The organism is Rhizobium sp. PDO1-076, assembly GCF_000247475.1.
Taxonomy (GTDB): Bacteria; Pseudomonadota; Alphaproteobacteria; order Rhizobiales; family Rhizobiaceae; genus Allorhizobium.
Genome location: NZ_AHZC01000055.1, coordinates 1 through 25,844, shown reverse-complemented (window position 1 = coordinate 25,844; position 25,844 = coordinate 1). Strand labels below are relative to the sequence as shown.

The 25,844-nt window shown below is 60.1% G+C and carries 28 protein-coding genes and 2 pseudogenes; 20 read left to right on the top strand and 10 right to left on the bottom strand.

Translation table 11 applies throughout. From position 1 onward, the window contains the following. Window positions 1–4 precede the first annotated feature (4 nt). Window positions 5–1,195 carry a M24 family metallopeptidase gene (locus tag PDO_RS04830; protein ID WP_007598542.1) on the bottom strand — a complete coding sequence of 397 codons (1,191 nt, stop codon included), beginning with the start codon at window positions 1,193–1,195 and terminating at the stop codon, window positions 5–7. Beyond that, window positions 1,185–1,982, bottom strand: a complete 798-nt coding sequence (locus tag PDO_RS04825) for an IclR family transcriptional regulator (protein WP_007598541.1) — start codon at window positions 1,980–1,982, stop codon at window positions 1,185–1,187. The genes PDO_RS04830 and PDO_RS04825 overlap by 11 nt, the downstream gene beginning before the upstream one ends. A 129-nt stretch (window positions 1,983–2,111) precedes the next feature. On the opposite strand from PDO_RS04825, the gene PDO_RS04820 reads away from it, so the two are divergent. Beyond that, window positions 2,112–2,315: a helix-turn-helix domain-containing protein gene (locus PDO_RS04820; RefSeq protein WP_007598539.1), complete on the top strand. Its 204-nt coding sequence runs from the start codon at window positions 2,112–2,114 to the stop codon at window positions 2,313–2,315. 77 nt (window positions 2,316–2,392) lie between these two features. Here the strand turns inward: PDO_RS04820 and PDO_RS04815 are convergent, their stop codons facing one another. Then, entirely contained in the window at window positions 2,393–2,626 is a 234-nt protein-coding gene (locus tag PDO_RS04815) for a helix-turn-helix domain-containing protein (protein ID WP_037072644.1), read from the bottom strand. A gap of 264 nt (window positions 2,627–2,890) precedes the next feature. Here PDO_RS04815 and PDO_RS04810 point away from each other — a divergent pair, with 264 nt between their 5' ends. The 12 genes from PDO_RS04810 to PDO_RS04760 all read left to right on the top strand — a co-directional run bounded on the left by PDO_RS04810 (window position 2,891) and on the right by PDO_RS04760 (window position 12,532). After that, window positions 2,891–3,115 (top strand): helix-turn-helix transcriptional regulator, encoded by a 225-nt coding sequence (locus PDO_RS04810; protein WP_007598537.1) that lies wholly within the window; start codon window positions 2,891–2,893, stop codon window positions 3,113–3,115. A gap of 123 nt (window positions 3,116–3,238) precedes the next feature. Then, a complete protein-coding gene (locus tag PDO_RS28215; RefSeq protein WP_007598535.1) occupies window positions 3,239–3,451 on the top strand; it encodes a transcriptional regulator domain-containing protein in 213 nt (70 codons plus the stop codon). 193 nt (window positions 3,452–3,644) lie between these two features. Then, window positions 3,645–4,076: a DUF2285 domain-containing protein gene (locus PDO_RS04805; protein WP_348225816.1), complete on the top strand. Its 432-nt coding sequence runs from the start codon at window positions 3,645–3,647 to the stop codon at window positions 4,074–4,076. A 134-nt stretch (window positions 4,077–4,210) separates the two neighbouring features. Further along, a complete protein-coding gene (locus PDO_RS04800; protein ID WP_007598531.1) occupies window positions 4,211–4,483 on the top strand; it encodes a helix-turn-helix transcriptional regulator in 273 nt (90 codons plus the stop codon). An 8-nt stretch (window positions 4,484–4,491) separates the two neighbouring features. Further along, window positions 4,492–5,367 carry a replication initiator protein A gene (locus tag PDO_RS04795; RefSeq protein WP_007598530.1) on the top strand — a complete coding sequence of 292 codons (876 nt, stop codon included), beginning with the start codon at window positions 4,492–4,494 and terminating at the stop codon, window positions 5,365–5,367. Window positions 5,368–5,628: 261 nt separating this feature from the next. Next, the gene (locus tag PDO_RS04790) at window positions 5,629–6,168 is read left to right on the top strand and encodes a DUF2840 domain-containing protein (protein WP_007598529.1); all 540 of its coding nucleotides are present in this window, start codon (window positions 5,629–5,631) and stop codon (window positions 6,166–6,168) included. Next, window positions 6,165–6,758 carry a S26 family signal peptidase gene (locus tag PDO_RS04785; RefSeq protein ID WP_007598527.1) on the top strand — a complete coding sequence of 198 codons (594 nt, stop codon included), beginning with the start codon at window positions 6,165–6,167 and terminating at the stop codon, window positions 6,756–6,758. Before PDO_RS04790 ends, PDO_RS04785 begins: the two co-directional genes overlap by 4 nt. After that, window positions 6,755–7,081 (top strand): DUF736 domain-containing protein, encoded by a 327-nt coding sequence (locus PDO_RS04780; protein WP_007598525.1) that lies wholly within the window; start codon window positions 6,755–6,757, stop codon window positions 7,079–7,081. The genes PDO_RS04785 and PDO_RS04780 overlap by 4 nt, the downstream gene beginning before the upstream one ends. 47 nt (window positions 7,082–7,128) lie before the next feature. Beyond that, a complete protein-coding gene (locus PDO_RS04775) occupies window positions 7,129–8,094 on the top strand; it encodes a lytic transglycosylase domain-containing protein (RefSeq protein ID WP_244426348.1) in 966 nt (321 codons plus the stop codon). Window positions 8,095–8,335: 241 nt separating this feature from the next. After that, on the top strand, window positions 8,336–10,075 hold the full coding sequence (locus tag PDO_RS04770) for a relaxase/mobilization nuclease domain-containing protein (protein WP_007598520.1): 1,740 nt from the start codon (window positions 8,336–8,338) through the stop codon (window positions 10,073–10,075). A gap of 23 nt (window positions 10,076–10,098) precedes the next feature. Then, a complete protein-coding gene (locus tag PDO_RS04765; RefSeq protein ID WP_007598518.1) occupies window positions 10,099–12,084 on the top strand; it encodes a conjugal transfer protein TraG in 1,986 nt (661 codons plus the stop codon). Between the two features lie 10 nt (window positions 12,085–12,094). Beyond that, window positions 12,095–12,532, top strand: a complete 438-nt coding sequence (locus PDO_RS04760; protein ID WP_007598516.1) for a hypothetical protein — start codon at window positions 12,095–12,097, stop codon at window positions 12,530–12,532. A gap of 133 nt (window positions 12,533–12,665) precedes the next feature. Here PDO_RS04760 and PDO_RS04755 read toward each other — a convergent pair. Beyond that, window positions 12,666–13,004, bottom strand: a pseudogene (locus tag PDO_RS04755) (PIN domain-containing protein); the annotation flags it as partial. Window positions 13,005–13,165: 161 nt separating this feature from the next. Here PDO_RS04755 and PDO_RS04750 point away from each other — a divergent pair. Together PDO_RS04750 and PDO_RS04745 are read left to right on the top strand one after the other, a co-directional pair. After that, a complete protein-coding gene (locus PDO_RS04750) occupies window positions 13,166–13,444 on the top strand; it encodes a type II toxin-antitoxin system Phd/YefM family antitoxin (protein ID WP_007598511.1) in 279 nt (92 codons plus the stop codon). After that, window positions 13,431–13,862, top strand: a complete 432-nt coding sequence (locus tag PDO_RS04745; protein ID WP_007598506.1) for a hypothetical protein — start codon at window positions 13,431–13,433, stop codon at window positions 13,860–13,862. The genes PDO_RS04750 and PDO_RS04745 overlap by 14 nt, the downstream gene beginning before the upstream one ends. Here the strand turns inward: PDO_RS04745 and PDO_RS28905 are convergent. Next, the gene (locus PDO_RS28905; protein ID WP_348225815.1) at window positions 13,793–14,020 is read right to left on the bottom strand and encodes a nucleotidyl transferase AbiEii/AbiGii toxin family protein; all 228 of its coding nucleotides are present in this window, start codon (window positions 14,018–14,020) and stop codon (window positions 13,793–13,795) included. The two genes, PDO_RS04745 and PDO_RS28905, sit on opposite strands and share 70 nt — an antisense overlap. Between PDO_RS28905 and PDO_RS28900 the strand changes: the two genes are divergently transcribed. Together PDO_RS28900 and PDO_RS29240 are read left to right on the top strand one after the other, a co-directional pair. Continuing rightward, window positions 13,910–14,197, top strand: a complete 288-nt coding sequence (locus tag PDO_RS28900) for a hypothetical protein (protein ID WP_244426352.1) — start codon at window positions 13,910–13,912, stop codon at window positions 14,195–14,197. The two genes, PDO_RS28905 and PDO_RS28900, sit on opposite strands and share 111 nt — an antisense overlap. After that, a complete protein-coding gene (locus tag PDO_RS29240; protein WP_007598503.1) occupies window positions 14,172–14,297 on the top strand; it encodes a hypothetical protein in 126 nt (41 codons plus the stop codon). The genes PDO_RS28900 and PDO_RS29240 overlap by 26 nt, the downstream gene beginning before the upstream one ends. A gap of 131 nt (window positions 14,298–14,428) precedes the next feature. Here the strand turns inward: PDO_RS29240 and PDO_RS04735 are convergent, their stop codons facing one another. Together PDO_RS04735 and PDO_RS04730 are read right to left on the bottom strand one after the other, a co-directional pair. Continuing rightward, window positions 14,429–15,190 (bottom strand): hypothetical protein, encoded by a 762-nt coding sequence (locus PDO_RS04735; RefSeq protein ID WP_007598501.1) that lies wholly within the window; start codon window positions 15,188–15,190, stop codon window positions 14,429–14,431. Window positions 15,191–15,303: 113 nt separating this feature from the next. Next, the gene (locus PDO_RS04730) at window positions 15,304–19,404 is read right to left on the bottom strand and encodes a peptidoglycan-binding domain-containing protein (protein WP_160167020.1); all 4,101 of its coding nucleotides are present in this window, start codon (window positions 19,402–19,404) and stop codon (window positions 15,304–15,306) included. A gap of 494 nt (window positions 19,405–19,898) precedes the next feature. On the opposite strand from PDO_RS04730, the pseudogene PDO_RS04725 reads away from it, so the two are divergent. Continuing rightward, window positions 19,899–20,397 (top strand): annotated as a pseudogene (locus PDO_RS04725) (3'-5' exonuclease); the annotation flags it as partial. A gap of 169 nt (window positions 20,398–20,566) precedes the next feature. Then, entirely contained in the window at window positions 20,567–20,713 is a 147-nt protein-coding gene (locus PDO_RS26935) for a DUF1127 domain-containing protein (protein ID WP_007598493.1), read from the top strand. 363 nt (window positions 20,714–21,076) lie between these two features. On the opposite strand, the gene dinB is transcribed toward PDO_RS26935, so the two are convergent. From dinB to PDO_RS04710, 3 genes are all read right to left on the bottom strand, one after another. After that, window positions 21,077–22,156 carry a DNA polymerase IV gene (dinB, locus tag PDO_RS04720; protein ID WP_007598491.1) on the bottom strand — a complete coding sequence of 360 codons (1,080 nt, stop codon included), beginning with the start codon at window positions 22,154–22,156 and terminating at the stop codon, window positions 21,077–21,079. A 77-nt stretch (window positions 22,157–22,233) separates the two neighbouring features. After that, window positions 22,234–22,911, bottom strand: coding sequence for an SOS response-associated peptidase (locus PDO_RS04715; protein WP_007598489.1), 678 nt, complete (start codon window positions 22,909–22,911; stop codon window positions 22,234–22,236). Window positions 22,912–22,920: 9 nt separating this feature from the next. Continuing rightward, the gene (locus PDO_RS04710; RefSeq protein WP_007598487.1) at window positions 22,921–24,987 is read right to left on the bottom strand and encodes an ATP-dependent helicase; all 2,067 of its coding nucleotides are present in this window, start codon (window positions 24,985–24,987) and stop codon (window positions 22,921–22,923) included. Window positions 24,988–25,191: 204 nt separating this feature from the next. On the opposite strand from PDO_RS04710, the gene PDO_RS04705 reads away from it, so the two are divergent. Beyond that, a partial coding sequence (locus PDO_RS04705) for an ImuA family protein (protein WP_007598486.1) occupies window positions 25,192–25,844 on the top strand: 653 nt, incomplete at its 3' end.

Sequence of the window (25,844 nt, the reverse complement as noted above, 5' to 3'; positions counted from 1 at the left end):
GCCATCAGCCCAGCACCGTCATGCTGGTGCCGTTGTTCGACAGCATCTCCGCGCCGTTGGCCCGGACGACGAGCATGTCCTCGACCTGCAGGCCGATCCGACCGAGCTCGTAATAGGGCGTCTCGATGCAGACAACCATGCCTTCTTCAAGCACGTCACTGCTTGTCGCCGAAAGCAGCGGCGCGTCGTAGCCGTCAAGGCCGATGCCGTGTCCGACATGGCTTCGCTGATAGTGAGCGATGCCTTCGCTCCGGACGGTCTCGACAACAGCCTCGAAGACATCGCTGGCAGCAACGCCCGGCCGGATCAGCTCGATGCCGCGTTGAACGCCCTTGTTCAGGGCATTGTATTTCGCCTGGATGTCCTTGGAGGGTGAACCCAGGCTGGCGATGCGGGCAATATCGGCACGGTAATTGCCATAGTGACCGCCAACGTCGAAGCGGATGATGTCGCCCTGGCGCAGCCGTCGCTCGGAGGGCTGGACGTTCATGAGGGCGCTGCGTTCGCCGAAACCGATACACCCGAGGACAGGGACAGCATCTTCGCGAACCGTTTGGCCGTGAAATGCACGGGCGAGCTCGATTTCGGTCACGCCCTCGGTGGCGATGGCGAGTGCCGCCGCGACCGACCGTTCGGTAATGGCCGCGACCGTTCTGAGCCGGTCGATCTCCAGTGGCGTCTTGACGGCACGGACGTTGCGAAAGAGCGATGCCGCCATGACCCATGTCACACCGGGCAGGTCGCTGCGCAGTCGTTCGGTGTCGCCGGGGAGAAGCCCCATTTCGTCAATGCCGATCCGGGCTTTCTCAAGCCCGGCCTGCCGGATTTCCAGGACAAGGGCCTTGATCGCATCACCGTCGTCGCCAAGGGCATGAAGAGCCACCTGACGGGCGCTGACCGGGTCGAGCTCAACAGACGGCGCGTGATCGATGGGGAAGGCGCCATATCGGCGTATTCTCGCTGTCACCTGTTGATCCGCCACTAGGTCCAGAGTCGATGTGCCGGCGATGACGACAGGCTGCCCATCTGCGTCACCTGAAGTCCAAACGACGAAAGCCTGCGGGCCGCGCCGTATCCATTGTGGCAGCGACCAGAACCCGCTGGTGTAGAGAACATTCTCCGGCGCGGTGGCCACGATGGCGTCGAGTTGATGTGCGGACATCGCCGCTTGCAGCCGCTCGTGATTAAGCAACATCGGTCTCTGGCCTCCCTTTGCTCGAATGCGTATCGTCGAACCCCATGGCTTTGGAAATGCGGGCTGCGGCACCCAGCACTTTCTGCGCAATGTCGGTGATCTTGGTCTTGGGTTGGAGCACGCGGGGGAAGGCGACGCTCATCCCAGCGATGGTGCCGCCGCCAGCATCGTAGATCGGTGCTCCAACGGAGATCACACCCTCGATATTTTCCGAAATCGCCGTGGCGTAGCCGAGTGATTGGGCTAGGTGCAACTGTTCGAGCAAGCTTCCCAGGCTTGTCAGGGTTCTTGACGTGCGGGCCTCGTACGGGCCTTCCCCGAGGAGGTTGGCGACTGCGTCATCCGACAGGTTGAACAACAGTGCCTTTCCCAGCGCCGTCGAATGCAGCGGCATCACTTCCCCCGGCTGCGCGCGGATGACCACCGGACTGTCGGACTGCACGGCGAGCACATAGACGCCCGTGGCGCCTCGCCGCAGGCCCAGAAATCCGTTGAACCCGCTGTCCGATGCCATGGTCTGCAGCTCAGTCTCCGTGAGCGACAGCAGTCGCCCGCGCTGAAACACGTGCTGCGCCAGCCCGAGGACGGCGTAACCAATCTGATAGCGGCGGGTATCTGCGTCTTGCTCGACATAGCCCTGCGAGGCCAGCGTGTTGAGCATGCGCTGAGCGACGGCGGGGCTCAGATCCAGCCGGCGCGCGACTTCTCTGACGCCGAGGGCTTCGTTCGAGCTCTTCAGGAGGCCAAGAATGTGAAGGCCCTTTTCGAGGGACAGGCTGTTAGACATTTCATGTTCCTATTATCGAAACAGTGTTCCATATAGTGTACAATAGACGCACTCTCTCCCCGTCGTGTCAAGGCGAATGTTCACTATAGTGTGTCGTCATAGAGTGTACGGACACCGAAAAATCATCCGATGGATATACGGGCGATTGTCGGTCTCAATGTATTGCGCATCCGGCGCGAGCGGGCTCTGTCTCAGGAAGAGTTGTCGCACATCTCTAAGCTGACGCGGGCATATCTCAGCGGACTCGAGGCGGGCAGGCGCAATCCGACAATCGTGTCCCTCAGTCGTTTGGCTGAGGCCCTGGGCGTCGACGTGAAAGATCTCGTGTCTTAAACATCGCCGATGCGGCCATTTTAATTCATGATGAATATCAATTAACTATGCGGGTTTTCTGTAGCGATTTCTACGGTTCAATGCCGCTTCACTGGTTCGGGAACCTGTCGTCGTATCAGGACTTCGACATCGATCTGCATCGCAGCCGAGATGGCCTCAAGCGCGTCAAGCGTTGGTGAACTCAGCTCCCGTTCCAGCTTGCCGATATAGCTTCTGTCGAGACCGGCAAATACCGCAAGGCGTTCCTGCGACAGCCCCCGTTGCTGTCGACAAAGCCGAAGATTTCTCGCAAAAATCGACGTGAGTTTCATGAGCAAGAAAAATCAGAATACGGCTCCGCCTGCCACCTACTATAGTCATCAATCGCGCATTCCGGGACTTGTGCCGCCGAAACTTTGATGATGATAATCGCCTCAAGGATTGTTGTTCTTTAGAACGTTTCCGGCGATCCTTTTGCGACGTATTCCGCAAACTTCCGCATGTGTTGCGGTCATGGAATCTAAATCGACACGGGCCGCGTCCGTCAGGCGAGGCTCATGATTGCCTTTTCATGCCTTTTGCTCGTGAGACGACGAATGATTGGTCTATCAATTTCACAGTTCAGAAAACTGACGCCCCGGGAAGTTGAAGTGCTCACCTGGACGTCGCAGGGCAAGACGGCCTGGGAAGTGTCCGTCATCCTGAGCATTTCGAAAAACACTGTGCACACCCATCTTCGAAATTCGAAAGACAAGCTCGACACGTCGAATGTCGTTCATACGATTGTTGAAGCAGTGAGGCGGAATCAGATCAAGATCTGACGTCGTGCCATAGTTAACCTCCCCATCCATTTCGTCCGTACATCGCTCCGTTTTGTCCCAGCCGCTGCTGACCGTGTGGTCAGCGGCCCTGTGCTTCCTGTTGTATCGCGTAGGAGTGCCCCCATGGTTTCCGAGACGGTTTGGTCGTCGCCGCAGTTCGCCAGTCAATTCCCGCCGCTTGACCGCAGTGGCTTTGCCTTCGAATTTCTCAGACGAAACACTGACTATCGATCTGACTTTGCAGCCATTGCCAGTCAGGGCGGCACTGTGGCGAAACGCGACGCCCTACAGGGTCTGACGTCCCGTTGGGGGATTGCCTTTCGCGCTGGATCCTGATGTCCCCGCATGGTTGGCGCACCCTTTTTGGCGCCCAGATCTGGACCCGGAGGCCATCGTCGTCGCAGAAGCGCCAGCCGGATTTTCAGGATGCCTCGAATTTGATCCGAAAGACCTGCCTGTATCGGTGAGGGGAACGGATCGCGACAGTGCCGTCTACATTCCAGCCTCTGGGACGAGCGACAGTTTGCGGATGTGGTTTGCCGGGAGGTCACCGCCCGCCAGACTGGCTGTCATGCTGCCGTTGGACCCTGACCTTGAGGTTCGTCTGCACAGCCTGCGACGAATGCACCGATGGCTGACACGCAAGCCGGCGGGTCCAGCCATGCGCCAGCAACAGATTTCAGCGTTTCATCGCCATCGCCTCATTCTGATGCTGAGGATCCTGGACGGGCTTCGTGACGGTGCCTCGAGGCGCGAGATCGCCAGTGTCATATTCGGTCGGGACGTGCGCTCCATCTCCGCCGTCGACTGGCAAAATACCTCGGCGCGTCGGCACCTTGCTCGTCTGATCGCTGAGGGCAGGGGCTATGTCAGCGGTGGCTACCGTCGCATCTTGCGGGGTGGCCCAACCAAGGGACAACTTTTCCACAACGCCGCTCATGAGCGCACCAGTTCCGCCTGACTGGTGAGGCCGGCATTCGATCGCCGGGGACAGGTTGCTTGTTGGCGAATTCTGTCACTCCGTCGGTCCGCAGTTTTTTCGCCATTGTCGCAATAGACCCGCCGCATTGAAGGTGGCCGCGATGGAGGCAGACGATGCAGGAAAAAACCGACAGCACCTGGCCGCGCTTCGTGCGCACCGCGGAAGCGGCCCGTCTTCTCGATCTTTCGCCCCGCACGCTCGAAAAGCATCGCTGCGATGGAACCGGGCCGGTCTATCACAAGCTCGGCGGCCGCGTCGTCTATGCCGTCACCGACCTTCATGCCTGGATTGACGCATCTGCACGCCGGTCCACGTCGGAGGCCGCTTCGAGCGCCCGCATGCCGCAAGTGTCGATGGCCGCTCGCGCCATTGGCATGACGCGCTGATCGCCGCGATGACCGGGCACAGGACATATCAGGGGCAGCAGCTCGAGCTGTTTCAGCCAAGCGGCGGCAATATTGCCGCCCGCGATGCACAGGACCTCATGTCCTGGCCGTTCTTCTCACTGGCCAAATCCCGCCGCGTGGCGCCGATCGACTTTCGCATGGGCGATGTAGCGATCCGCGTGGAGGCAACCGCCGAACACGGCATGGCGACGATCTGGGACGCGGACATCCTGATCTGGGCTGCGTCGCAGATCGTCGAAGCCCGCGACAACGGTCTGCGGACATCACGGCTGATGTCAGCGACGCCTTATGAAATCCTCACATTTATCCATCGAGACGATTCCGCCCGCAGCTATGAACGGCTGAAGGCAGCGCTCGACCGACTGCAATCCACCACGATCGCCACCACGATCCGCCAGCCGTCCGAACGGCGCAGGCACCGCTTCTCATGGATTGCCGAATGGAAGGAACGGCTTGATGCGGAAGGCCGCCCGTTCGGCATCGAGCTTATCTTGCCGGACTGGTTTTATGCCGGGGTCATCGACGATGCGCTGATCCTGACCATCGACCGGGATTATTTCGATCTGAGGGGTGGCTTTGAGCGTTGGCTCTACCGGCTCGTGCGTAAACACGGTGGCCGCCAAACAGGGGGCTGGAGCTTCGATCTGAAGCACCTGCACCTGAAGTCCGGCAGCCTCTCGCCCCTTAAGCACTTTGTCTATGACCTGCGCGGCATCGTCCAGCGCCAGCCGCTGCCTGGCTACCGACTTGCGCTCGTGACCGATCCGGACGGCCGTGTGCGGCTGACCTTTCAACCAACCCTAACCGACCCGTCTGGCATTGCCGCGTTCCGCGCGCCGCGCCGCCGGACGATCAGACTGTGAGCAAGCTGTGGACAGACCCGTGCTATCGAGGACCACCAGGCCCGTGCTATCGGGGACTGGATTCCCGTGCTATCCGGGACCGAAATCGGACTTAAGCCTCCGTATTCCTTTTGTTCTTCGCTCCCCTAACGTTCCTAACCTGGATTCCTTCGGAATCTTTCTAACGGACCGCCCTGTATCGGCGGCCGGTGGATCGCCGGCCACGCCATACGTTTGCCCCGATGCGGCATCCCTCTCCACCTCTGCTGCGGGAGGACGGCGATGAAGACGGGTGTACAAGCTGAAAACCTTCCGCCCGTCCAAACCCTGGTCGAACTGACATGGCGCGAGAAGCGGATCGAACACTGGATCCGCTTTGGCCGGATCGCTGAAGAACAGCGCATCGATCGTCACCGCCGTATCGTTGGCTTTGCTCCGGGTAGTGTGTTGGCCTTCGTCCGTTGGGCGGCGAACGATTACGGCACGGTGGTTTCCCGTATCGACATCCTGCGCGCCGTGGCAGCAGGAGAGGCGTTCCAGACGCTGCCCTTCGTGCGTCCCGGCGGCGACATCCTATTGCGCATCCACGGTTGGCCGAAGGTCGAAACAGTGCTGAACACTATCGACGCGATCGAAGCACTGGGCATCGATCCGGCCGACGTCGCTCCAGATCACTGGCGACATCTCCACAACCGCCTCAGCGTCAACGCGCCGTCTCGGGCCTACAGCCGCGAACAGCATCGGGCTTGGCTCAAGCGTCGAAGCTTCCCCTCGATTGCAGACACCACCACTGGCAACGATCGCGATGGAGAGACACCATGACGCGCTTCGCCTGGGTAGTAGCGACATATTTTTCCGCACTCGCCACCGGCGTTGCGGCATTCGTCGATCCACCGAAGACGCTGATCTGGAACGCCAGTGCCAGCGCGCCGCTCGGTCTTTATCGGGTCGTCCCGGTCGATCGCATCGAGGTCACCGATCTGGCAGTGATTATGCCGCCCGACGAACTGGCAAACTTCCTGGATGAGCGCCGCTATCTGCCGAAGGGCTTGCCGCTTCTCAAGCGCGTGCTGGCGCTCAGTGGCACCGAAGTTTGCCGCTCCGGCGCTGACATCATCGCCTACGGGATGGCTTACGGACAGGCCCGCGAACGCGACAGCCAAGGCCGATCGCTGCCCGTCTGGCGGGGATGCCAGCAGATCGCCGAAAGCGAAGCCTTCTTCATGAACTGGGACGCACCCGACAGTTTCGACAGCCGCTATTTCGGGCCGCTTCCCCTCACAACCGTCATCGGTCGGGCGCTTCCGCTCTGGACGGTCGGCGATCCCCATCCGGCTCCAGGCAGCCTCCACGAGTCGGTATTCCGCGAGCCGAAATGCTCGTCCCTTCAGCAACGAAAGGATTACCCATGACCCAGATTGGTACGTTTACCCGCAACAGTGACGGCTTTTTCGGCCGCATCCGTACGCTCACCCTCGATGCCGAAGTGACCATCCTGCCAGCCGATGAGACCGACGCTGAAAATGCACCAAACCATCGCATTTTCAGCGATGGCATTGAGGCTGGCGCGGCATGGGACCGCACCGGAGAGAGGGCAGGGGCATATCTATCCGTGACCATAGATGATCCGGCCTTTGTCGAGCCGATCCGTGCCCGGATGTTTGCGTCCGACACGAACAAGGATGTCTGGGTCCTCCACTGGACGCGCAAGAGCAGGCGCGACGAACAGGGGTGACCGTCATGCGCTGCCATCCTTCTGGCAAAGCGACAAGTGTAATCCCCTTGAGCGATCGAGCTGTGGTCAATCCCCTCGACCCGATTGCCTGCAAGCAAGCCGGCGCGCGCAGCGAAGGTCAGGGGCGGAGGCCTGTTTTCCGGGAAGTGGACACGTCATCAGGTGTCGCCCGTCCGGAAAATGTCGGTCGCAGGCGAAGCCGTGCCCTTGACCGCAGCGAGCACGATGGCAGGCTGATGGTGTTTCGGGACGGCGGTACTCACGCTGCCGTTCCGACGATCACGGCGATGTTCGTCGCGGTCATCCTGAGCGTCACGCAGCCATGCGTGGCGTCAGCCGATCCTCTGAAGTACGATGCTCTGTCGGATCGCGCAGTCACGGTCGCCCCGCCGTCTGATCTATGGGCAATGCACATCACGGACGCTGCCCGACGTTTTGCGATTTCCGAACGGTGGATAGGCGCCGTTATGCAGGCTGAAAGTGACCATGATCCGCTTGCCGTCTCGCCGAAAGGCGCGATGGGGCTGATGCAGATCATGCCCGCGACTTGGATGGAACTAAGCACACGGTATCAACTCGGCGGCGATCCCTATCAGCCGCGTGACAACATTTTCGCTGGCGCTGCATATCTCGCAGAGCTGCATGATCTCTACGGCTCGCCGGGTTTCCTCGCGGCCTACAATGCTGGCCCCGGCCGCTATGAAAAACACCTTGTCTCTGACGAACCCCTGCCGGCCGAGACCGTCGATTACGTTGCGAAAATCATGTCGCTGATCGACGGGGATAAAGCCGCCCCCAAGGGCACAGTTGTTCACCCGTCGCGCCCTTCATGGTCGATTGCGCCGCTGTTCGTCGCGCGTTCCCTTGCCGGGAATAGTGATGATAACAAGACCGTCAATCGCCCCTCCGATCGTTCCTCTAGCGCTCGTACGATCGTCGATCTGTCGGCGCTCGCACCGCCGTCCGATGGCCTGTTTGTGCGCCGCAACATCGAACAGGAGGCATTGCGATGATTGTCGTGGTCTCTGTTGCTGCTTGGGGCTGGATCGTAGGGATTGCGGTGTGTGGAAGGCCAGCGGGAGACACGACCGAGGCAAGGCGAGATAAAAGCAGGCGATGTGTGCCTGCGTTCGGTCCTGTGTTTTCAGGGACATATAGTGCATTTGCGCGAGGTGCGCCTGATCGGCGCAGCCTGCGCATTCGCCATTTCGCCAAGGTTTTCCGCGCGATTGCGCGATGTGTGGGGCCTCAGCCATGAGCGGCGAGGACGAATTTCGCATACGGCCAGGCCGTATTCGCTCTACCCGCGCTCAAGCTGCCCGGCCCTTCATCGCCCAGGCCCTTGCGGCCGCTGAGCGGGCCGGAGGCATGGTCTCGCGCTCCGGCAAGATCAGTTCGGGGCGCCGCTCGCGGTACGGGCGTGGCCAGCGCGCGACCGTGCAGGCCAACCGATTGCTCACCGGCCGATCACGCAACACGGTCATCAAGACGCGCGTCGTCCGTCATAGCGCTCGGGCGACGCCGCTCGCCGCCCACCTCAGCTATCTCCGGCGCGAGGGCGTCACCCGGGATGGGGAGAAGGCCCGGGTGTTCGGACCTGAGACCGAGGACGCCGATCCCAAGGCCTTCGCGGAACGGTGCGACGGCGACCGGCATCACTTCCGGTTCATCGTCTCGCCCGAGGACGCGACCGAGATGTCCGACCTCAAGACCTACGCCCGCGACCTGATGGGGCAGATGGAGAAGGACTTGGGCACCCGCCTCGACTGGGTCGGCGTTGACCACTGGAACACGGATAATCCGCACGTCCATATTATTCTGCGTGGCCGTACCGATGACGGCCAGGACCTCGTCATCTCCCGCGACTATATCAAGGAAGGCATGCGCGCCCGCGCACAGGATCTCGTCACCCAGGAGTTGGGGCCGCGCACCGATCACGAAATTCGCCGCAACCTCGAACGGCAGATCGAGGCGGAACGCTGGACCAATCTCGATCGTCAGCTTGCCCGAGACAGCTATCGCACCGGCGTCGTCGATCTCGCCCCGCAGCCTGACCGCCAGCCCGACGAATTCCACACGATGAAAGTCGGTCGGCTGCGGATGCTGGAGACGCTCGGCCTCGCAGATCAGGTCGGCCCCGGGCAATGGGTCGTGGTGGACAATGCCGAGGCGACTTTGCGCGAGCTGGGAGAACGCGGCGACATCATCAAGCGCATCCATCGCGGTCTGACCGAACGCGGTATCGAGCGCGGCGCTGCCAACTATGTGCTCGCTGGCGAAAGCCTCGACGATCCTGTGGTTGGGCGGCTGGTCGATCGTGGTCTCGATGATGAGCTGAAGGGCACGGCCTATGCGGTGGTCGATGGCATCGACGGGCGCACTCATCACATCAAGCTGGCCGACCTTGATGCCGCTGGCGACAGCGCGCCGGGCTCGATCGTCGAGCTTCGCAAGTTCGATGATGCACAGGGCCGCCGCCGCGTCGCGCTCGCGGTCCGCTCCGATCTCGACATCCAACGGCAGGTTCATGCCACCGGCGCCACCTGGCTCGACCGGCAGGCCATCGCCCGCGATCCCGTGGCGCTCGGTGGCGGCGGTTTCGGCGCTGAGGTGCGTGACGCGATGGACAGGCGCGCCGAACATCTCGTTGGCCAGGGTCTCGCCGAGCGGCAATCTCGTGGCGTCAGCTTTACGCGTGGTTTGATCGAGACGCTGCGTCAGCGCGAGGTGGACGCCTTTGGCCAGAAGCTGGCGACCGAGACCGGCAGGCCCTTCACCAAAGCCGGTACCGGCGAATACGTCGCCGGCACATATAGGCAGCGCTTCGCACTCGCCTCCGGTCGCTTCGCCATGATCGATGACGGCCTCGGCTTCCAGCTCGTGCCCTGGACGCCATCCCTCGAAAAGCAAATCGGCCAGCATGTCTCCGGCGTCTCGCGCGGCAACAGTGGTGTCGACTGGAGCTTCGGGCGCAAGCGTGGGCTCGGGATGTAATCCAATAAAGAAAGGAACGCGCCATGTCGGCGACCAAGATCCTCTGGGGCCAAATCATCACCGTCTGCCTGATCGTCCTCATGACGACCTGGGCGGCGACACAGTGGACAGCATGGCGGCTGGGGTTCCAGCCGCAGCTCGGCGTGCCGTGGTTCGAATTGGCCGGCTGGCCAGTCTACTATCCGCCGGCCTTCTTCTGGTGGTGGTACTTCTACGATGCCTACGCTCCGCCAATCTTTGTCGAAGGTGGTTTCATTGCCGCGTCCGGGGGCTTCATCGCTGTTGCCGTGGCGATCGGCATGTCGGTCTGGCGAGCACGCGAGGCAAAAAATGTCGAAACCTACGGCTCCGCCCGCTGGGCAGGTCCAGACGATATCAAAGCGGCCGGTTTGCTCGGCGCTGATGGCGTCGTGCTCGGTAAGCACGATCGCGATTACCTTCGCCATGACGGGCCGGAGCATGTGCTGTGCTTTGCCCCCACGCGGTCCGGCAAGGGCGTCGGGCTGGTCGTGCCGTCGCTGCTGACCTGGCCGGGCTCCGCCATCGTCCACGACATCAAGGGCGAGAATTGGACGTTGACCGCTGGCTTTCGCGCTCGCCATGGTCAGGTGTTGTTGTTCGATCCGACCAACGCGAAGTCTGCTGCCTACAATCCGCTGCTGGAAGTCCGCAAAGGGGAATGGGAGGTTCGCGACGTCCAGAATATCGCCGACATTCTCGTGGATCCGGAAGGCTCGCTGGAAAAGCGCAATCACTGGGAGAAGACCAGTCACGCGCTGCTGGTTGGAGCGATCTTGCACGTCCTCTATGCCGAGGCTGACAAGACACTCGCTGGCGTCGGGGCCTTCCTGTCTGATCCAAAGCGGCCAATCGAGTCGACGCTGGCCGCCATGATGAAGACGGCGCATCTGGGGGAGGCCGGGCCGCATCCCGTCATCGCGTCCGCCGCGCGTGAGTTGCTGAACAAATCCGATAACGAGCGATCCGGCGTACTATCGACTGCCATGTCGTTCCTTGGGCTCTATCGTGATCCCGTCGTCGCCGAAGTCACGCGCCGCTGTGATTGGCGCATCGTCGACATCATCGGCGGAAAACATCCGACCACGCTCTACCTCGTGGTGCCACCGTCGGACATCAACCGCACCAAGCCGCTGATCCGTCTGATCCTCAATCAGCTCGGTCGACGCCTGACCGAGGATCTGCAGGCGAAAGGCAACCGCCATCGGCTTCTCCTGATGCTCGACGAATTTCCGGCACTCGGCCGCCTCGACTTCTTCGAGAGTGCGCTTGCCTTTATGGCCGGATATGGCCTCAAGGCCTTCCTGATTGCGCAGTCGCTGAATCAGATCGAGAAGGCTTATGGTCCGAACAATTCGATCCTCGACAACTGCCATGTGCGCGTCAGCTTCGCGACCAATGACGAACGCACGGCCAAACGGGTATCCGACGCGCTCGGCACCGCCACCGAGATGAAGGCGATGAAGAACTATGCCGGTCACCGGTTGTCGCCGTGGCTGGGGCATCTGATGGTCTCACGCTCCGAGACGGCACGGCAGTTGTTGACGCCGGGCGAAATCATGCAGCTTCCGCCTTCGGACGAGATCGTCATGGTGGCGGGTGTCCCGCCGATCCGGGCGAAGAAGGCTCGATACTACGAGGATAGCCGACTTCAGGAGCGTGTTCTGACCCCGCCGACGCTGACCAAGCCAAAGGCAGGGCAAGCCGACGACTGGAGCAGCCTGGCCCTGCCCAGGCCGCCAGACCTGAATACACGCATCCCGACGCAGGAGGTGGCAGACGACGACCCGACGGAATCCGAGCGTCGGCATCAGCCCGAACTCAGCCGGACGAAAACCGTCGAACGTAAGGATGTGATCGAGAATGAGTTTGAGATCGATCCTCGCGACGAGGTCGAAGAGGACGCCGCCCGTTTCAGCCGCATGAACCAGACCATGCGCCAGGTGGCGCGGCAGGCCGCGCTCGACCCGGGCGATGGTATCGAGCTGTAAGGAGACGATTGTGATAAAATCTCCGAAGAAGCAGCGCCTTTCTGTCTATCTCGATCCTGACGTCATGAAGGCGCTTGTGGTGTATGCTGCGCGGCGCGATCAATCGCTATCACTGATCGCCGAAGCGGGTATTGCGTCTTTCCTGTCGCCGGACGCGGCTGAGCGACAGGAGGCCGCTACCACCAAGCGACTCGACCAGCTGGACCGCCGCATGACGCGCATGGAACGCGACCTCGGCATTGCCGTCGAAACGCTGGCAGTTTTTGTTCGTTTCTGGTTGACGACAACCCCAGCGCTGCCAGAGCCTGCCGCGCAGGCGGCCCGGGCCAAATCAAGCGAGCGCTATGAGGCGTTCGTCACCGCCTTGGGGCGAAGACTCGCGAAAGGTCCAAAGCTCAGACAGGAAGTTTCCGAGGATATTGGGCAAGGAGGCCACGAAGACCGTTGATCGTGTCTCACACGCGATCTGTGTACCGCCGCGTTATCGTATAAAGCGCTTGGATCCGACGATCGACGGCATGCCCGACTGGCCGTCTAGTCGCGATGGCCCTTCCATCATCCCCAAGGGTCTTTCCGCCCGCCCATGGGTCAATGACATCTAGTCCGAAGCCTTCGAAATCCTTGGTGTTGCGCGTCGCAAGGGTCAATTGGTGCGCGACGGCGGTCGCTGCAATCAAGCCGTCCATTGAGGCGAGCCCGCGACCACTTCGCTTGGCAAGAGCCATAAGATCACCCCAAGCCAAGGCGACAGGCGCATCCACCGGAACAGTCCTGTTTTCGAAGCGTTGAGGCAGATCATGCGTGAGCCATTCGTTAAGGGCGTCGCGCTTTCGCCCAGCATCCATCAGCGCTTCACCGCGGCGAATTTCAGCAATCGAGGCGATGCTGTTAAATGTGAAAGAGCGCTTGATCGCATTGAGGTTACATCGAACACTGGCGGCCATTGCAGTCCGTTTCTCAAGTCGGGCTGCTTCCTTGTCGTTCAGTCGCTCCGAGGCAACAGCCTTTCACTCGAACTATCCAACTGCCGGGTTGAATAAAGTCCGGAAATCCCGTATTTTGCGGAAAACAGGAGGCGTGGATGACTTCGACTGTGACGGCGGCTGCCGTATCCAAGAATTTTGGCGCCTATCAGGACGCCGCCGTGCGTGAGCCGGTGATCATTACCAAGAACGGCCGGCCGCGGACGGTATTGATTGCCTACGAAGACTATTTGCGCCTGGCCCGCCGCGACCGACGTGTCGAGGTCACCGCGATGCTGGGCGACGACGATCTGGCAGTGGTCGAAGCGTCGGACATGGAGCCGGGTTTAGATCACCTCGATCGCGAACTGGTGACTAGCAAGAATGCTGCCAGCTGAACCGAAAGTCGGCTGGATCTTTCGCTATTCCTACCTTTGGCACTGGCAGCATCTGGAAGGCCGTGAAGAAGGCGACAAGGATCGCCCGGTTCTCGTGCTGGCGCTGGTTGCAGCGCTTGAGGATGGAACTCCCGTTGTGCGCGTGTTGCCGATAAGCCACACGCCACCGTTCGATCCGGCGGATGCCATCGAGATACCGTCGGCCACCAAGCGACGCCTCGGTCTGGACGACGAGCGGTCATGGATCATGCTGACGGAAAGCAATCGCTTTGTCTGGCCGGGGCCCGATGTTCGGCCGATCGACAGCGAGAGCGGCTATCACGGGCCTTTGCCGCCGGCACTGTTCGATCAGGTGAAGCGTCGATTTGTCGAACTGGCCAAAAGCCGGCGCCACCAGGCGACTGCGCGCAGCGAATAGGCCGTGAAGTCCTTGCGGTTTTCGCGATGTGCGGGCTTGTCGTGATTATGACCGGTCTTGACCCGCATCGCCTCGGGAGATTCGATGCGGATATCGATATCTTCCGAGAAGCGGTTGATGATGCGGTTGCCTTTGGAGAGCGATGTGCCGCCCTTCAGCTCGAACCGCATTTTCAGCTGCTGCAGGCCCTACAGTCAGTGCATGATCCAGTAGTCTTTTTCGACCAGCACCGGCTGAACCTTCATTGCCTCGGCGACGATGCGCAGCAGGGACGCGAAATCCTTATGGTTATGCAGGAAATCAGTTGGCATGCGCGCCCGCTACAAGGCCGTTGAAGAATTTGCGGGTGCGCACCATGCCATATTCCTTGGCAGCACGGGTACCGACGCCGCCTGCGGCAAGCGTGCCGTCACAAGGCGCTCATGGATGAACTGAACAAAACCGCCGGGGACAAGGTTGCTTTAGTGATTTCGATGCAATCTTGGATTGCCCAGTGATTTTCGAGGCCGATGGCGGGTGAGATGGCTCGCCGAAGCACAAATATTGAAAGTCGTCGACAAATCGAGTTATGGGCCGCACCGAATAGTTACATCCACCGCCTGACCTTTGTCACCGGGTAACCTGTCAGAAAGCCGGTCATAGATGATCGTGCAAGGTTTCGCGGTGGGAAGCGACACTTGATCGCCGGGACGCATTGTATGCCATTCATCGTCGATCTTGAATGGCGAACTCACACTGCTGGCGTCGCCAACTGCAATCAGCACCTGCTCGTCCGTGACATAAGCGGTTTCGTCTTGGAATATACGATGTTTTTCCGTAGTCGGTTTCGTGAGCGAAGCCAGATCCGGGCGTGTCTTTTCAGTATTCTCCACCTGATTTTCAGTGTTCTCCACCTGATAAGTGTCGAGCTCTTTCGGATTTGCATTGGATTCGGTTGCGTATTCTTTGCTGCCGAAGACGGTTGTGCCTGTCAGTTGTGCGAAGCTGACCAAATTGATCCAATTCGGTGAATCCAGATAGCGCCACTGTATGTGATCTGCGGTACTGCGCAGCTCTATGCTGCGGCCATCGTCGCCACGGTCGCCTTTTTCCCCTTTGAGGCCCGTCTGTGACGACTGACCGGATGTCTTGTCGAGTTGCCGACTGAGTGTTTCAATCTGCGCTTCCAGTTGAATGATTTTCGTCTGGGATGCGTCGAACTGGTTCTTCAGGTTTGAGCCGTAGATCGAAACACTTCCAATGACGCCGATGAAGCCGAGTATGGTGGCGCCTGATCCCGCAAACTGCTTCAGTTTTTCGAAGGGTGACGTTGCGGACTCGTTCTGCATCGAATTGAATGTCCCTTTTTGATGCTTCGCCAACGATCAGAGATTAGCAATTCAGTCAGACGAGATCCATTTCCGTTGCGTGTCCGATCTGGTCCGGCATTTATGTCGCTCACCTAGAGTTTGATGTCCGCAGCCGCTGCGACCGGGCTCGGTTTCACCCTTGCGTCGAGCAACGCGCGATTGTGAAGGTTGTGGTCGAAGAGCCAGCTCCACAGGACTGACGTATTGCCATCGGGAATCTTCTCGCCGGCAAATCCGAGCTGGTAGGTCTCCTGGAAGCGCGCGGTCAGCGAAGGCTTGCAGCTTTCGCTTTGCGGCGGAACGGTAAAGCCCCATGAAAGGTTCTGGAGCCTGCGCAGGAGGCGTATCTCGGCCGCTATCAACGGGTCGTCGAGAACCTGCTGCTGGCTGACCTGTCGGGTCATCAGTGGTGCTCCTTCGATGACCGCTGCGCCAATCCAATTGATGTTGTATGGCGCGCCGGCATCCGCACACATGCCGATTTGCGCAGTCTCGCCCCAGCGCCAGTTGTCCGGTTGTGGCAACTCACCGTATTTCTTCGAAAGCGCAGCCAGGACCTGGCCCTGCGTCAACGATCCGAGCGGCGAGAACAGGCTGCGCGCGACGGCATAGACCCTGGGTTCCAGTGCCATGGGCCCATAAAGAATACCGACGAGGTCCGTGCCTCCAGCACCGACATACAGTCTCGCGCTTTCCGCAATGGCCGATGGATCAGCGCTGTCGCCCTTGAGTTCGAGCACCCGTTCAATCTTGATCTGTTCGCGTAAAATCGTCTCGGCCTGCGCCTGGCTCATACCCACTTCAACACCAAGGATGCTCAGCGATGCCGTTTCGACGGGCTTGCGTTCGACAGCTGCATCGATGGCGAACGTCGCCATGATGGTTCTCGGCTTGACGGCGGTCTTTTCTCCGAACCATCGGACTTCTGTCGGCACTGTGTCGAGAATGACGATCGGCTTGCCATCGCTGGGGTCCTTGCCGATCACCGCCCGCCGGATGTCGAGATCCAGGCTTATCGCCCGCGGAAACGCCTGGCTTGGCGGTGAAGGCAGGTTGTCGAGCGGGATGAAGACGTCTTTGCGTGCAGTCGGTGCCAACTGCTGGGTGAATGTGAGTATCGTCTTCGGCGTGACCGAGCGCCCGTCGAGGATGATCTGTTGATGAAACAGATAACCGCGATGTTGCGCGAAGCTCTGCTGGTCGATCCCGAGCTCGCGGAATGCGTCCAGGTAGGCTTGTGCCGGAGCCCCCTGATACTTGCTGAAGCCCGAGATATCATCGATGTTCTCGTAGATCAGTTTCTCTGGAAGGGTTTCTATCCTGAGCTCGGTCCAGCGCCGGAACTTTGGGCCGAGGCGCTTGACGTCGGCCTCTGTCAGTTGTCGGTAGTTCTTCGGAAAGAACCTGCCCCAGGGCGCTGGATCGGTGTGGATCACATCACGGCGATCAGCTTGTTCCTCCTCCCATCGGATCGACAGGAGCGCGCGAAGAGCATCCTCGTCGATGGGCGTCTTGCTGTATTTGGCAAGCAGAAGTGCCGTGGTTTCCGTATTAAGTGGAAGGCGTTGCGGTCTCAGTTCAAGAGCCACAGTCTCCTGACTGTCATCCTGGGTGGCCGCCGGCGTCGTGACCGTCGAATAGAGAACACGGTCGCGACGTTGGGGATCCATCAGCATGATCTGCTCGATCGAAACATCCAGTCTGGCAAACGGCGTCTGATCAGTCGACAACGCCTCGGCGCGAACCGGCTTTATCTTGAACAGGGCCGGGAAAGTGCGGCCGGGCCGGTCCTTCACTAGGCCTTTGGCTGCCAGGGGCGCGATGGGGAGAGCAGTCAGCGCCTCCGAATTCTCGGTCTCAATCTGGATCTGTCCCTCGGCGAGCTGTATGATATCGGGCGCGAGCGTGATGGCGAAACTGGCTGCAGTGATGGGAAATGCCTGAGCACCGTCATAGGTCCCCAACGTAACCTCTCCCATCAGGTAGAGGGGTTTCGAAACGTCCACCTTGCTGGCGGCCAACATGTCTTCGCCTTCCTGCACCGCCGCCTCGCGGGTGAATTCGTCTTTTTCCACGACAAAGCGCGACGCTGTCACCAGACGGCGCGAAAAACTTGGATCGGCCAGGCGTTCGGCGGTGATCGCAGCAATATTCCATCGTGACAGATAGGTACCGTCGGGGGCTTGGCTCCCGGGGAGCGCCTCCACCGGAGGCACGAACTCTGAAAGGTCCAGGGCCATGATGCGGCGTGTGAGGCCCGGGTCTTCGTAGAGACCGACCGCCGTGACCGTTCCGCTCATTTCGGCCTGGATCTGACCGGCTTCGAAGACGCCTATCCTGTCTTCGCGCAGTGCAACCTGTATTGCGCGCAGCTCGAGATCGAAGCCGTAATAGGCCGTGATTCGCCCCTGGTTTTTCTTCGCCTGCTGCACGATCCGTCGGGCAATGGTCGGATCGACCTTGACGAAATTCGGGAAATCCCCCTTGAGATTGGTCCTGAGACGGATGCCCGGTAAAAACAGATTGTTTCCAGGCCCTGCGCTGAAAGCGCGCCGCTCCAGGTCATAGGCCTTGAAATCTGCCGGTGTCGCAACGCGCGTCGCCACGGGGAGGCGAGGCGCATCCGCCTTGAGCTGCGGAAGCAGATCTCGGTTGAAGCGGGTGACGACGTCCTCCTGCGCAAACGGATCGATTGCAATCTTGCGCAGTTGTTCCAGTTCGTTGCGGCCTTCCGGGAAGAGCGTTCGATAGACGCTGGGCTCGGCATGCGCGAGCGCGATATTTCTGGCGGTGCCGTAGGACTTCGGTGGGACGGGAAGCTTGGAGATCGCCAGCAAGCCTATGGCCTTTTCGAGATTGGACGGCTTGTCGGTGCTCGATGCGTTTTGCGAGGTGATGAAGACGCGGCCAGCCTGTTGGCTTAGCCCGAGGCGGGTCCATGACGTCAGATTGTTCGTCGCAATCGGCTTTTCAGTTTGAGCGGAAGCGGGTTCCGGTTCCGCGAGAACCTCCATTTTCTGCAGCAGCGATCCCAAGCCATCCTCGAGAGCCTTTGGCTTCAGATGCAGACCGGCGCTCTCAACAATGCCTTGCGCAAAGATGCTTCTTTGACCGTACTGATCGTTCTCGGCCTTGAAGTTGCCGATCCTGAACCGCACCGCCATGAACACCGATCGGCTTCCGGTGGCGTTTAACCTGTTGGCGAACGCCACGGCGTCGTCCTTGGCCATCGGTAAGTTGAGGTCCGAACGCCAGCGTCCCGTCTCCACGATCAACCGGCCGCCGACGGCGTGAAATTGCATCTCGGACCCGAATTCGCCTTTGAGCAGCAGCGGGAAGTGCCCCTTGTCAAAGTCATAGCTGCCGATCTCAACCATTCTGACGCGGGTCACGATCATCGGTTTTGTGCTGGCATGTGCCGCCACAAAACTGCGCAGAGTTTCAATTGCCCTCGCCTTGTCGAATTCGGTGCCGTCCCGGTAGGATTGATAGATCGGCGCGATTTCGGCCGGGTTCCAGGCGCCTCTTTGTCGCTGGGCAAGGCGTTCAAGCAGGAATTTCAGGAATTCATCATCGTTCTGTAGCGCGGTATCGGCACCCAGGATGCGTCGAATGACCTGCTCGTTGAGTTCGGCTTCGGCACCATTGTACATCGTCGGCCCTTGCGGCCAGTCGAAATATTCGCCTTCGATCTCGGCTGCAGCGAGTTCTGCGCCGCCGGTTGTGCCAGTCGCCGAGCCATCTTGTGCTACATCCTCGGACATTGGCCCGCCGTCTGCACCCGTAGCATCGAGCGCCAATCGCAGGGCTTCCTGCGGCGGGGTCTGGTTCGCATCAAGACCGAGACCGGAAAGAAAGGCCACCACAGCCGCCGCCGTCTTGCGTCCTGCCCGCCCGTCGATGGCCCCTATATCATAGCCCAGATCCGCAAGCGCTTGCTGTAGGTCGGCCATCTCGTCCGACGTGAGCGGGATGTCGCCCGCCGTCGACAGCACGGTGTCTCCGGCGTTTTGACCCATCAGGCGATCGAACTGGGCGCGGGTCAGCACTCCGGTCGGTTTGAGCCCTTGCGAAGCCTGGAATTGTCGAATGGCCTCTCGCGTGCGTGGTCCTGGCTGGCCATCTGGCTCTCCGACATCGTAACCAAGCGCACCTAACTGGACTTGTGCGGCATAGAGCTGATCAACGCTCAAGCCTGAGCGTGCGTCCTGTCGGTGGGTCGAGCGCCTTGGGGACGGGGTGTTCCTGTGACTGCCGTCGAAGAGCTGCCAAAGCGCGTTGCCTCCAACCCGGCCCAGAAGTTCATCCGCATAAGCCACTGCTGGATAGAATGCCAGCCACAGAGCAAGGCTCCAAGTTGCCGCCGTCGCTATCGACATGGATCTCCCCCAATTTCCTAAGGGGCCACGATAGGGTCCGCCAGCGGATCCCGGCAAGTTGGCCGGGATACCGCTTTGGACGTAGCTGATCCACCAATTTTTGGCTCGCCTAAGGATCTCTGACGACTTTGGTTTTTCGCAATACTCCGCATGCGGATTCTTTGCTTGGCAGGGTAGGACATCCGCAGGCTCCACCCGATCAGCTCTTAAACAACACGGGAAGGTCGCGGCGTCCGTCCACGACCCGGACTATCTCGACGGTATGAACAGGAACATCAACGGCGTCGGGTCTTGTCTCATAGAGTGTCCACAATGCCGGTTTCGACCGGCCATTCTGCGAGGCATTTTCTCACCTGTTTTCTGGCAAGGCCTGGGCATGCTCCAACTCCGAGATCGACCGGTCGGCGCGGGGATGAAGGGACTAAGCTCGGATACCTGATCGGGCAGGCGGGCTATTTCCATGAGGGTCATCGCGCCGTCGATGACTGTTTCGCGCTGTTGGAGGTTCTCGCTCGGGAAGTCGATGGATCGGCTTCCACCGCTTTTGCCGAACTCTATGGAGCAAGCCAGAGGTCGCGTGTCCGGATATTTGCCGAGAACAGCCCCTTCGATATGAAGGACCACCTGAAGACTCGAGGCTACCGGTGGTCCGACGGCAGCGACGGCCGTCCCAAATCCTGGTGGATCGAGGTGGGTGAAGAAGCGCTCGACGAAGAGCGCTGCTATCTCCGGGCCGAAATCTACCGTTATCCAGACGCCGATCCGCCCATCAAACGCCTCACTGCCTTCGACCGGTTCCGGGCCTGACAGCCCCTTCGGCACATCTCTGATTGGACCTATGTCTTGAGCGCATGGCCGACCTGAGACCTTGTGCCTTATCGACGTGCGGACAAGAGCCTATATCCCAATCATCGAAACGACGTTGGAACCAAGGCAAGGTTGCTGGCGTCAAGAGACCTCACGAAAGGGGATCATCATGAACGTAGCACGCTCCTTCAACAACTGGCGCAAGTACCGTCAGACCGTTGACGAACTCGGCCGCATGAGCTCACGCGAACTGCAGGACCTCGGTATCAATCGCGCCGACATCCGCAGCGTTGCCCGCCATTCGGTCGCCCGCTAAGCGGCTTTTTCCAACTTGTCGAACTGATACTACGCCCGCTGATGACGCGGGCGTTTTTGTATCTACTTGCCACGATGGCCTGAGTTGGAGATTTCTTTCGTTATGTCAGGAAGAAGCCTTACATATTTCGCATAGCTGCACTGCAGCAAAGTCTATTTAATGTGCGGAGAGAATGGGTATCTTGGTTTCATCGAAGCAATGCACCTCCTCCCGCAGAGCTTCGAATTCAGACGGCCCACTCCTCCTCCCAAGGGGCGTCTGTCGGAACAGCGGCACTCCTCCTCCCAGTCGCTGTTCGGTTATTTTCGGAAAGCCTGCCGCACCTCCTCCCGCGGCAGGTTTTTTCGTTTCAGGACCGCCGTCTCAGAGTTCGAGAGCGAGCTGTGGTTCTTGCCCGCTCTCTTCGGTGTTCAGCGATGACAAGGTGATCCCAAGCAGCCGCACCGGATGTTTGAACGGGAACACTGAGGCGAGCAGGGTCTCTGCTATCTCCAGGATCATGTCGATGTCCGAAAAGGATCCCGCCACGGTCTTGCTGCGTGTCGCCTGGCTGAAATCCGAATACTTAATTTTGACCGTGATCGTCTTTCCCGTGATGTCGTGCGCCTCGCAATACCGCCAGACCTTCTCGGCCATGGGTCGCAGCTCGGCTTTGGCCAGATCGAGATTGTCGATGTCCTCGATAAACGTGTCTTCCGCGCCAACCGATTTGCGGATGCGATCGGGTCTGACGCGGCGTTCATCGATCCCACGGGCAATGCCATAGAAATACGGACCGGACTTCCCAAAATGCTGCTGAAGGAAGGCGAGCGACTTTGATTTGAGATCGAGCCCCGTTTCAATCCCGTGCTGTTTCATCCGCTCTGCAGTCGCCGGTCCCACGCCATGAAACTTCTTGACGGGCAGGGCTTCGACAAAACCCGGGCCGTTCTTCGGCGTGATGACCGCCTGGCCGTTCGGCTTGTTCAGGTCGCTCGCCATCTTGGCCAGAAACTTGTTGTAGGAGATGCCGGCCGAGGCATTGAGGCCGGTGACCGCCTTGATCTTCGCGCGGATCTCCAGTGCTATCTCGGTCGCGATCTCCATGCCTTTCCGGTTTTCGGTGACGTCGAGATAGGCCTCGTCGAGTGAAAGTGGCTCAATCAGGGGCGTGTACTCAGCAAAAATCTCTCGGATCTGCTGCGAGACCTGCCGATAGACCTCGAAACGCGGTGGCACGAAGATCAGATCAGGGCATTTCCGCCTGGCGGTCACCGATGGCATGGCGGAATGCACACCGAACGTCCTTGCCTCGTAACTTGCCGCCGCCACGACGCCACGAGCTGCTGATCCACCGACGGCCAGTGGCCGTCCGCGCAAGTCCGGATTGTCGCGCTGCTCAACCGAGGCATAGAAGGCATCCATGTCCACATGGATGATCTTACGCACCGGGGCGCTATCCATCGCTTCGGCTCGCAAAGTGTCCGGCGGTGCATCGCGTTCGGGTTGTTCGCTGCCCCGGTTGTGACGATTGGCGATGCTCAAAGCAACTGACCTTCATCGTCCAAATTGGGTTTGGGCTGAGGTGGTACGATCACCAGCATATTGGCGGGGAGGGGACGTTGCAGATGGCGGGCCTCCTCCCTGGGCGTTGTCAGCCAGATATCGACTTCCTCCGGCGTGGTCAGAATTGCCGGCATGGCTTTTTCATGGATGGGAGAAACGATCTCATTCGGCGACGTCGTCAGAAACCCGAACAGTTCGTATTCCTGCTCACCATCCCTGACTTTGCGTACACCCTTCCACGGTGTCCAGAGCCCCGCGAAGAACATCAGCGGCCGATCCTCGTTGCCGGCGAACCACGCATTCGGCATACGGCCGCCTTCGACCTTGCTGGCCGGATCCGGCTCTGCAAAGGAGGTGAACGGAACGACACAGCGGCTGGTGCTGCCAAGCCAGCGGCGCCAGTGAGGCGAACCGACATTGCGGATATTGGTGACACCAGGGTCGTATTTCTTCACATAGGCCGGTGGAGAGGGCATGCCCCAGGTTGCGCGCGCAATCTCCCGGTTCCCGTCCTTGGCTACCCGAACAACCGGTGCCTGATAACCCGGATAGACATCAAAGCTTGCTTCATTCCAGCCCGCGTGATCCCTGATTGCCTTTGTGAACTGAAGAACCGCCTCACGGGTGGTGGTCACATTGTAAAGATTGCACATTCGATCCTCCTATTTCCACATGGCGCGCATGCGCTCCGCGACATCGATGCGGATCTGCTGCGCGCTTCGCTCTGACCTGGTGGCCGAGACCTTTGGCCATGTCGTCACTTCGAAGAATTGCAACAGCATTGCCGGGATGAACCGCGTCCTTGCCGCATAAACGTGCCGATCCCCTTGAACGTTCTGACCGTGGGTAAAAAACCGCTGCGGCGTGATCAGCGAAAGGCTGTCTCTTGCGCGCGTCATGGCAACATAGAGCAGCCGGCGCTCTTCCTCGAGTTCCTGGGTCGTGCCGGTTCCAAGATCAGAAGGTATGCAGCCGTCGACCACATTGAGCATGAACACCGCTCGCCATTCCTGGCCCTTGGCCGAATGAATGGTCGAGAGGATCAGATAGTCCTCGTCAAGCAGAGGTACCCCGGCCTGATCGCTGGTGGCATCCGGCGGATCAAGCGTCAGTTCGGTCAGGAAGCGTTCGCGCGAGGGATAGCCGCTGGCGATCTGCTCAAGCTGGAGGAGATCGGCCTTGCGGGTCTCGGCATCTTCATGGATGCGATCGAGATGCGGCTCGTACCAGAGGCGTGCCTGCCCGATATCGGACGGCCAACCATCTTCGGTCTTGCGCAGGCCTGCCAGCAACTGAACGAAACCTGTCCAATCCTGGCCGGTCTTGGGCGGGGGTGAGATTTCGGCAAGGGCAAGCAGCGGCTCAGGATCGGCCGCAATCGTCTCGAGAATGTTGCCGGCCGTCTTCGGCCCGATCCCAGGTAGCATCTGCAGCAGCCGGAAGCCTGCGACCCGGTCGCGCGGGTTCTGGGCAAACCGCAGCACCGCCAGCATGTCTTTCACATGGGCGCTGTCGAGAAACTTCAGACCGCCGAACTTGACGAAGGGAATGTTGCGGCGGGTGAGCTCGACCTCGAGCGGACCGCTATGACTGGATGTGCGAAACAACACCGCCTGGTTCTTCAACGTCATACCCGTCTCGCGATTGGCAAGCACCTGGTCGACAATGAAATTTGCCTGCTCGGTTTCATCCTTGACAGTGACGAGCTTGGGTCGCTCCAGCGATTGCCGGTCGGTCCACAGGTTCTTGGTGAAGCGCTCGCGCGCCAGATCGATCACGCCATTGGCGGCCGCCAGGATCGGCTGCGTCGAGCGGTAGTTACGATCAAGCGTGATGACGTCAGCGGCCGGGCTGAAGGAGGATGGGAAATCGAGGATGTTGCGAACGGTTGCCGCCCGAAACGAATAGATCGACTGCGCATCATCGCCGACCACCGTCAACCCACGTCCCCCAGGTTTGAGCGCCATCAACACCGAGGCCTGAAGCCTGTTGGTATCCTGATACTCGTCGACCATCACATGATCGAAGCGATTGCCGATATCGTCGGCCAGATCGGGATCGCTGACCATCTGCGCCCAGTAGAGCAGCAGATCGTCGTAATCGAGCACGCTCTGGGCCTGCTTGGCTTCGACGTAAGCGGCAAACAGCTGCTTCAGTGGTTCTTCCCAAGTCGCCACCCAGGGATAATGCTGGCGCAGGATCTCGTTCAGCGGTGACTGCGAATTCACCGCCCGCGAATAGATCGACAGGCAGGTGCCCTTGGTCGGAAACCGGCTTTCGGTCTTGGAGAACCCGAGCTCGTGACGGGCAAGGTTCATCAGGTCGGCGCTGTCTTCACGATCATGGATGGTGAAATCGACGTTCAGCCCGATCTGTTCGGCATAGATCCGCAGCAGCCTTGCGCCAATCCCATGAAACGTGCCCGACCAGGAAAGCGCATCGGTGAGCACGCCTGAATTGGCGCCAAGCACCTGTTTACAGATACGCTCGACGCGGCGCGACATTTCCGAGGCTGCCCGACGGGAAAATGTCATCAGCAGGATTCGCCGCGGATCGGCGCCGTTGACGATCAGATGCGCGACCCGGTGCGCCAAGGTATTGGTCTTGCCGGACCCGGCGCCGGCGATGATCAACAGCGGTCCTGCCACCTGTCCGTCTGCCAGTCCAACGCCATGTTCCACAGCCTGCCGCTGTTGCTCGTTCAGTTTTTCCAGATAGGCAACCGTCATGCCATGATCCCCGATAAGTGCCTGTCTGTTCTGGCCGTTTTGGGCTGGATGCCCGTCGCTTGTGCCCAGCAACCCGCCATCCCCATATTAGCCGCTACGAGAATCAGCATTGACTCATGTGGCGGATAAGAACAAATAAAGAACATAACAGCCGCGATCGCTGCTGGAAAGCCCTGAACAGTATCGAGAAGATATCCGCAGCCTATGCATGACTCCGCCCTCAACCCGACCATCGCAGATCTTCGCGAGCGCATCCAGCGCCTCGAAGGGACAGCTGTGCGCAGGGGTGAGGTTCTGTCATTCGGTCTTGCCGATATCGACGCAAAACTACCCGGTGGTGGGCTGGCCTTCGGTGCCCTGCATGAGGTGGCCGGTGGAGGGGCAGATGCGGTCCATGGGGCAGCGGCCGCTCTGTTTGTCGCAGGCATCGTCGCGCGAACCAAGGGCGACGTCCTCTGGTGCCTGACACGGCCGGATCTCTTTGCGCCGGCTCTCGCCCAGGCGGGGCTCCATCATGACCGGGTGATCTATGTCGAGGCGGACCGGGAAGAGGACGTTCTGACGAATTTCGAGGAGGGCCTGCGTTTCGGCGGGCTTGGCGCTGTTGTCGCAGAACTGGTGCGACTGCCGATGACCGCCTCCCGGCGGCTGCAGCTTGCAGCCGAGGCTTCGGGAACGATCGGAATTGCGCTTCGACGATGGCGGCGCCCGACGGAGGCCGCGGACTTCGGTCAACCCACGGCCGCCACAACCCGCTGGCGTATCAGCGTCCTGCCTTCCGAGCCGCTTCCCGTGCCGGGCATCGGGCGGGCGAGATGGCTGGCGGAATTGATCAGAGCAAGAGCGGGAGAAGCCGC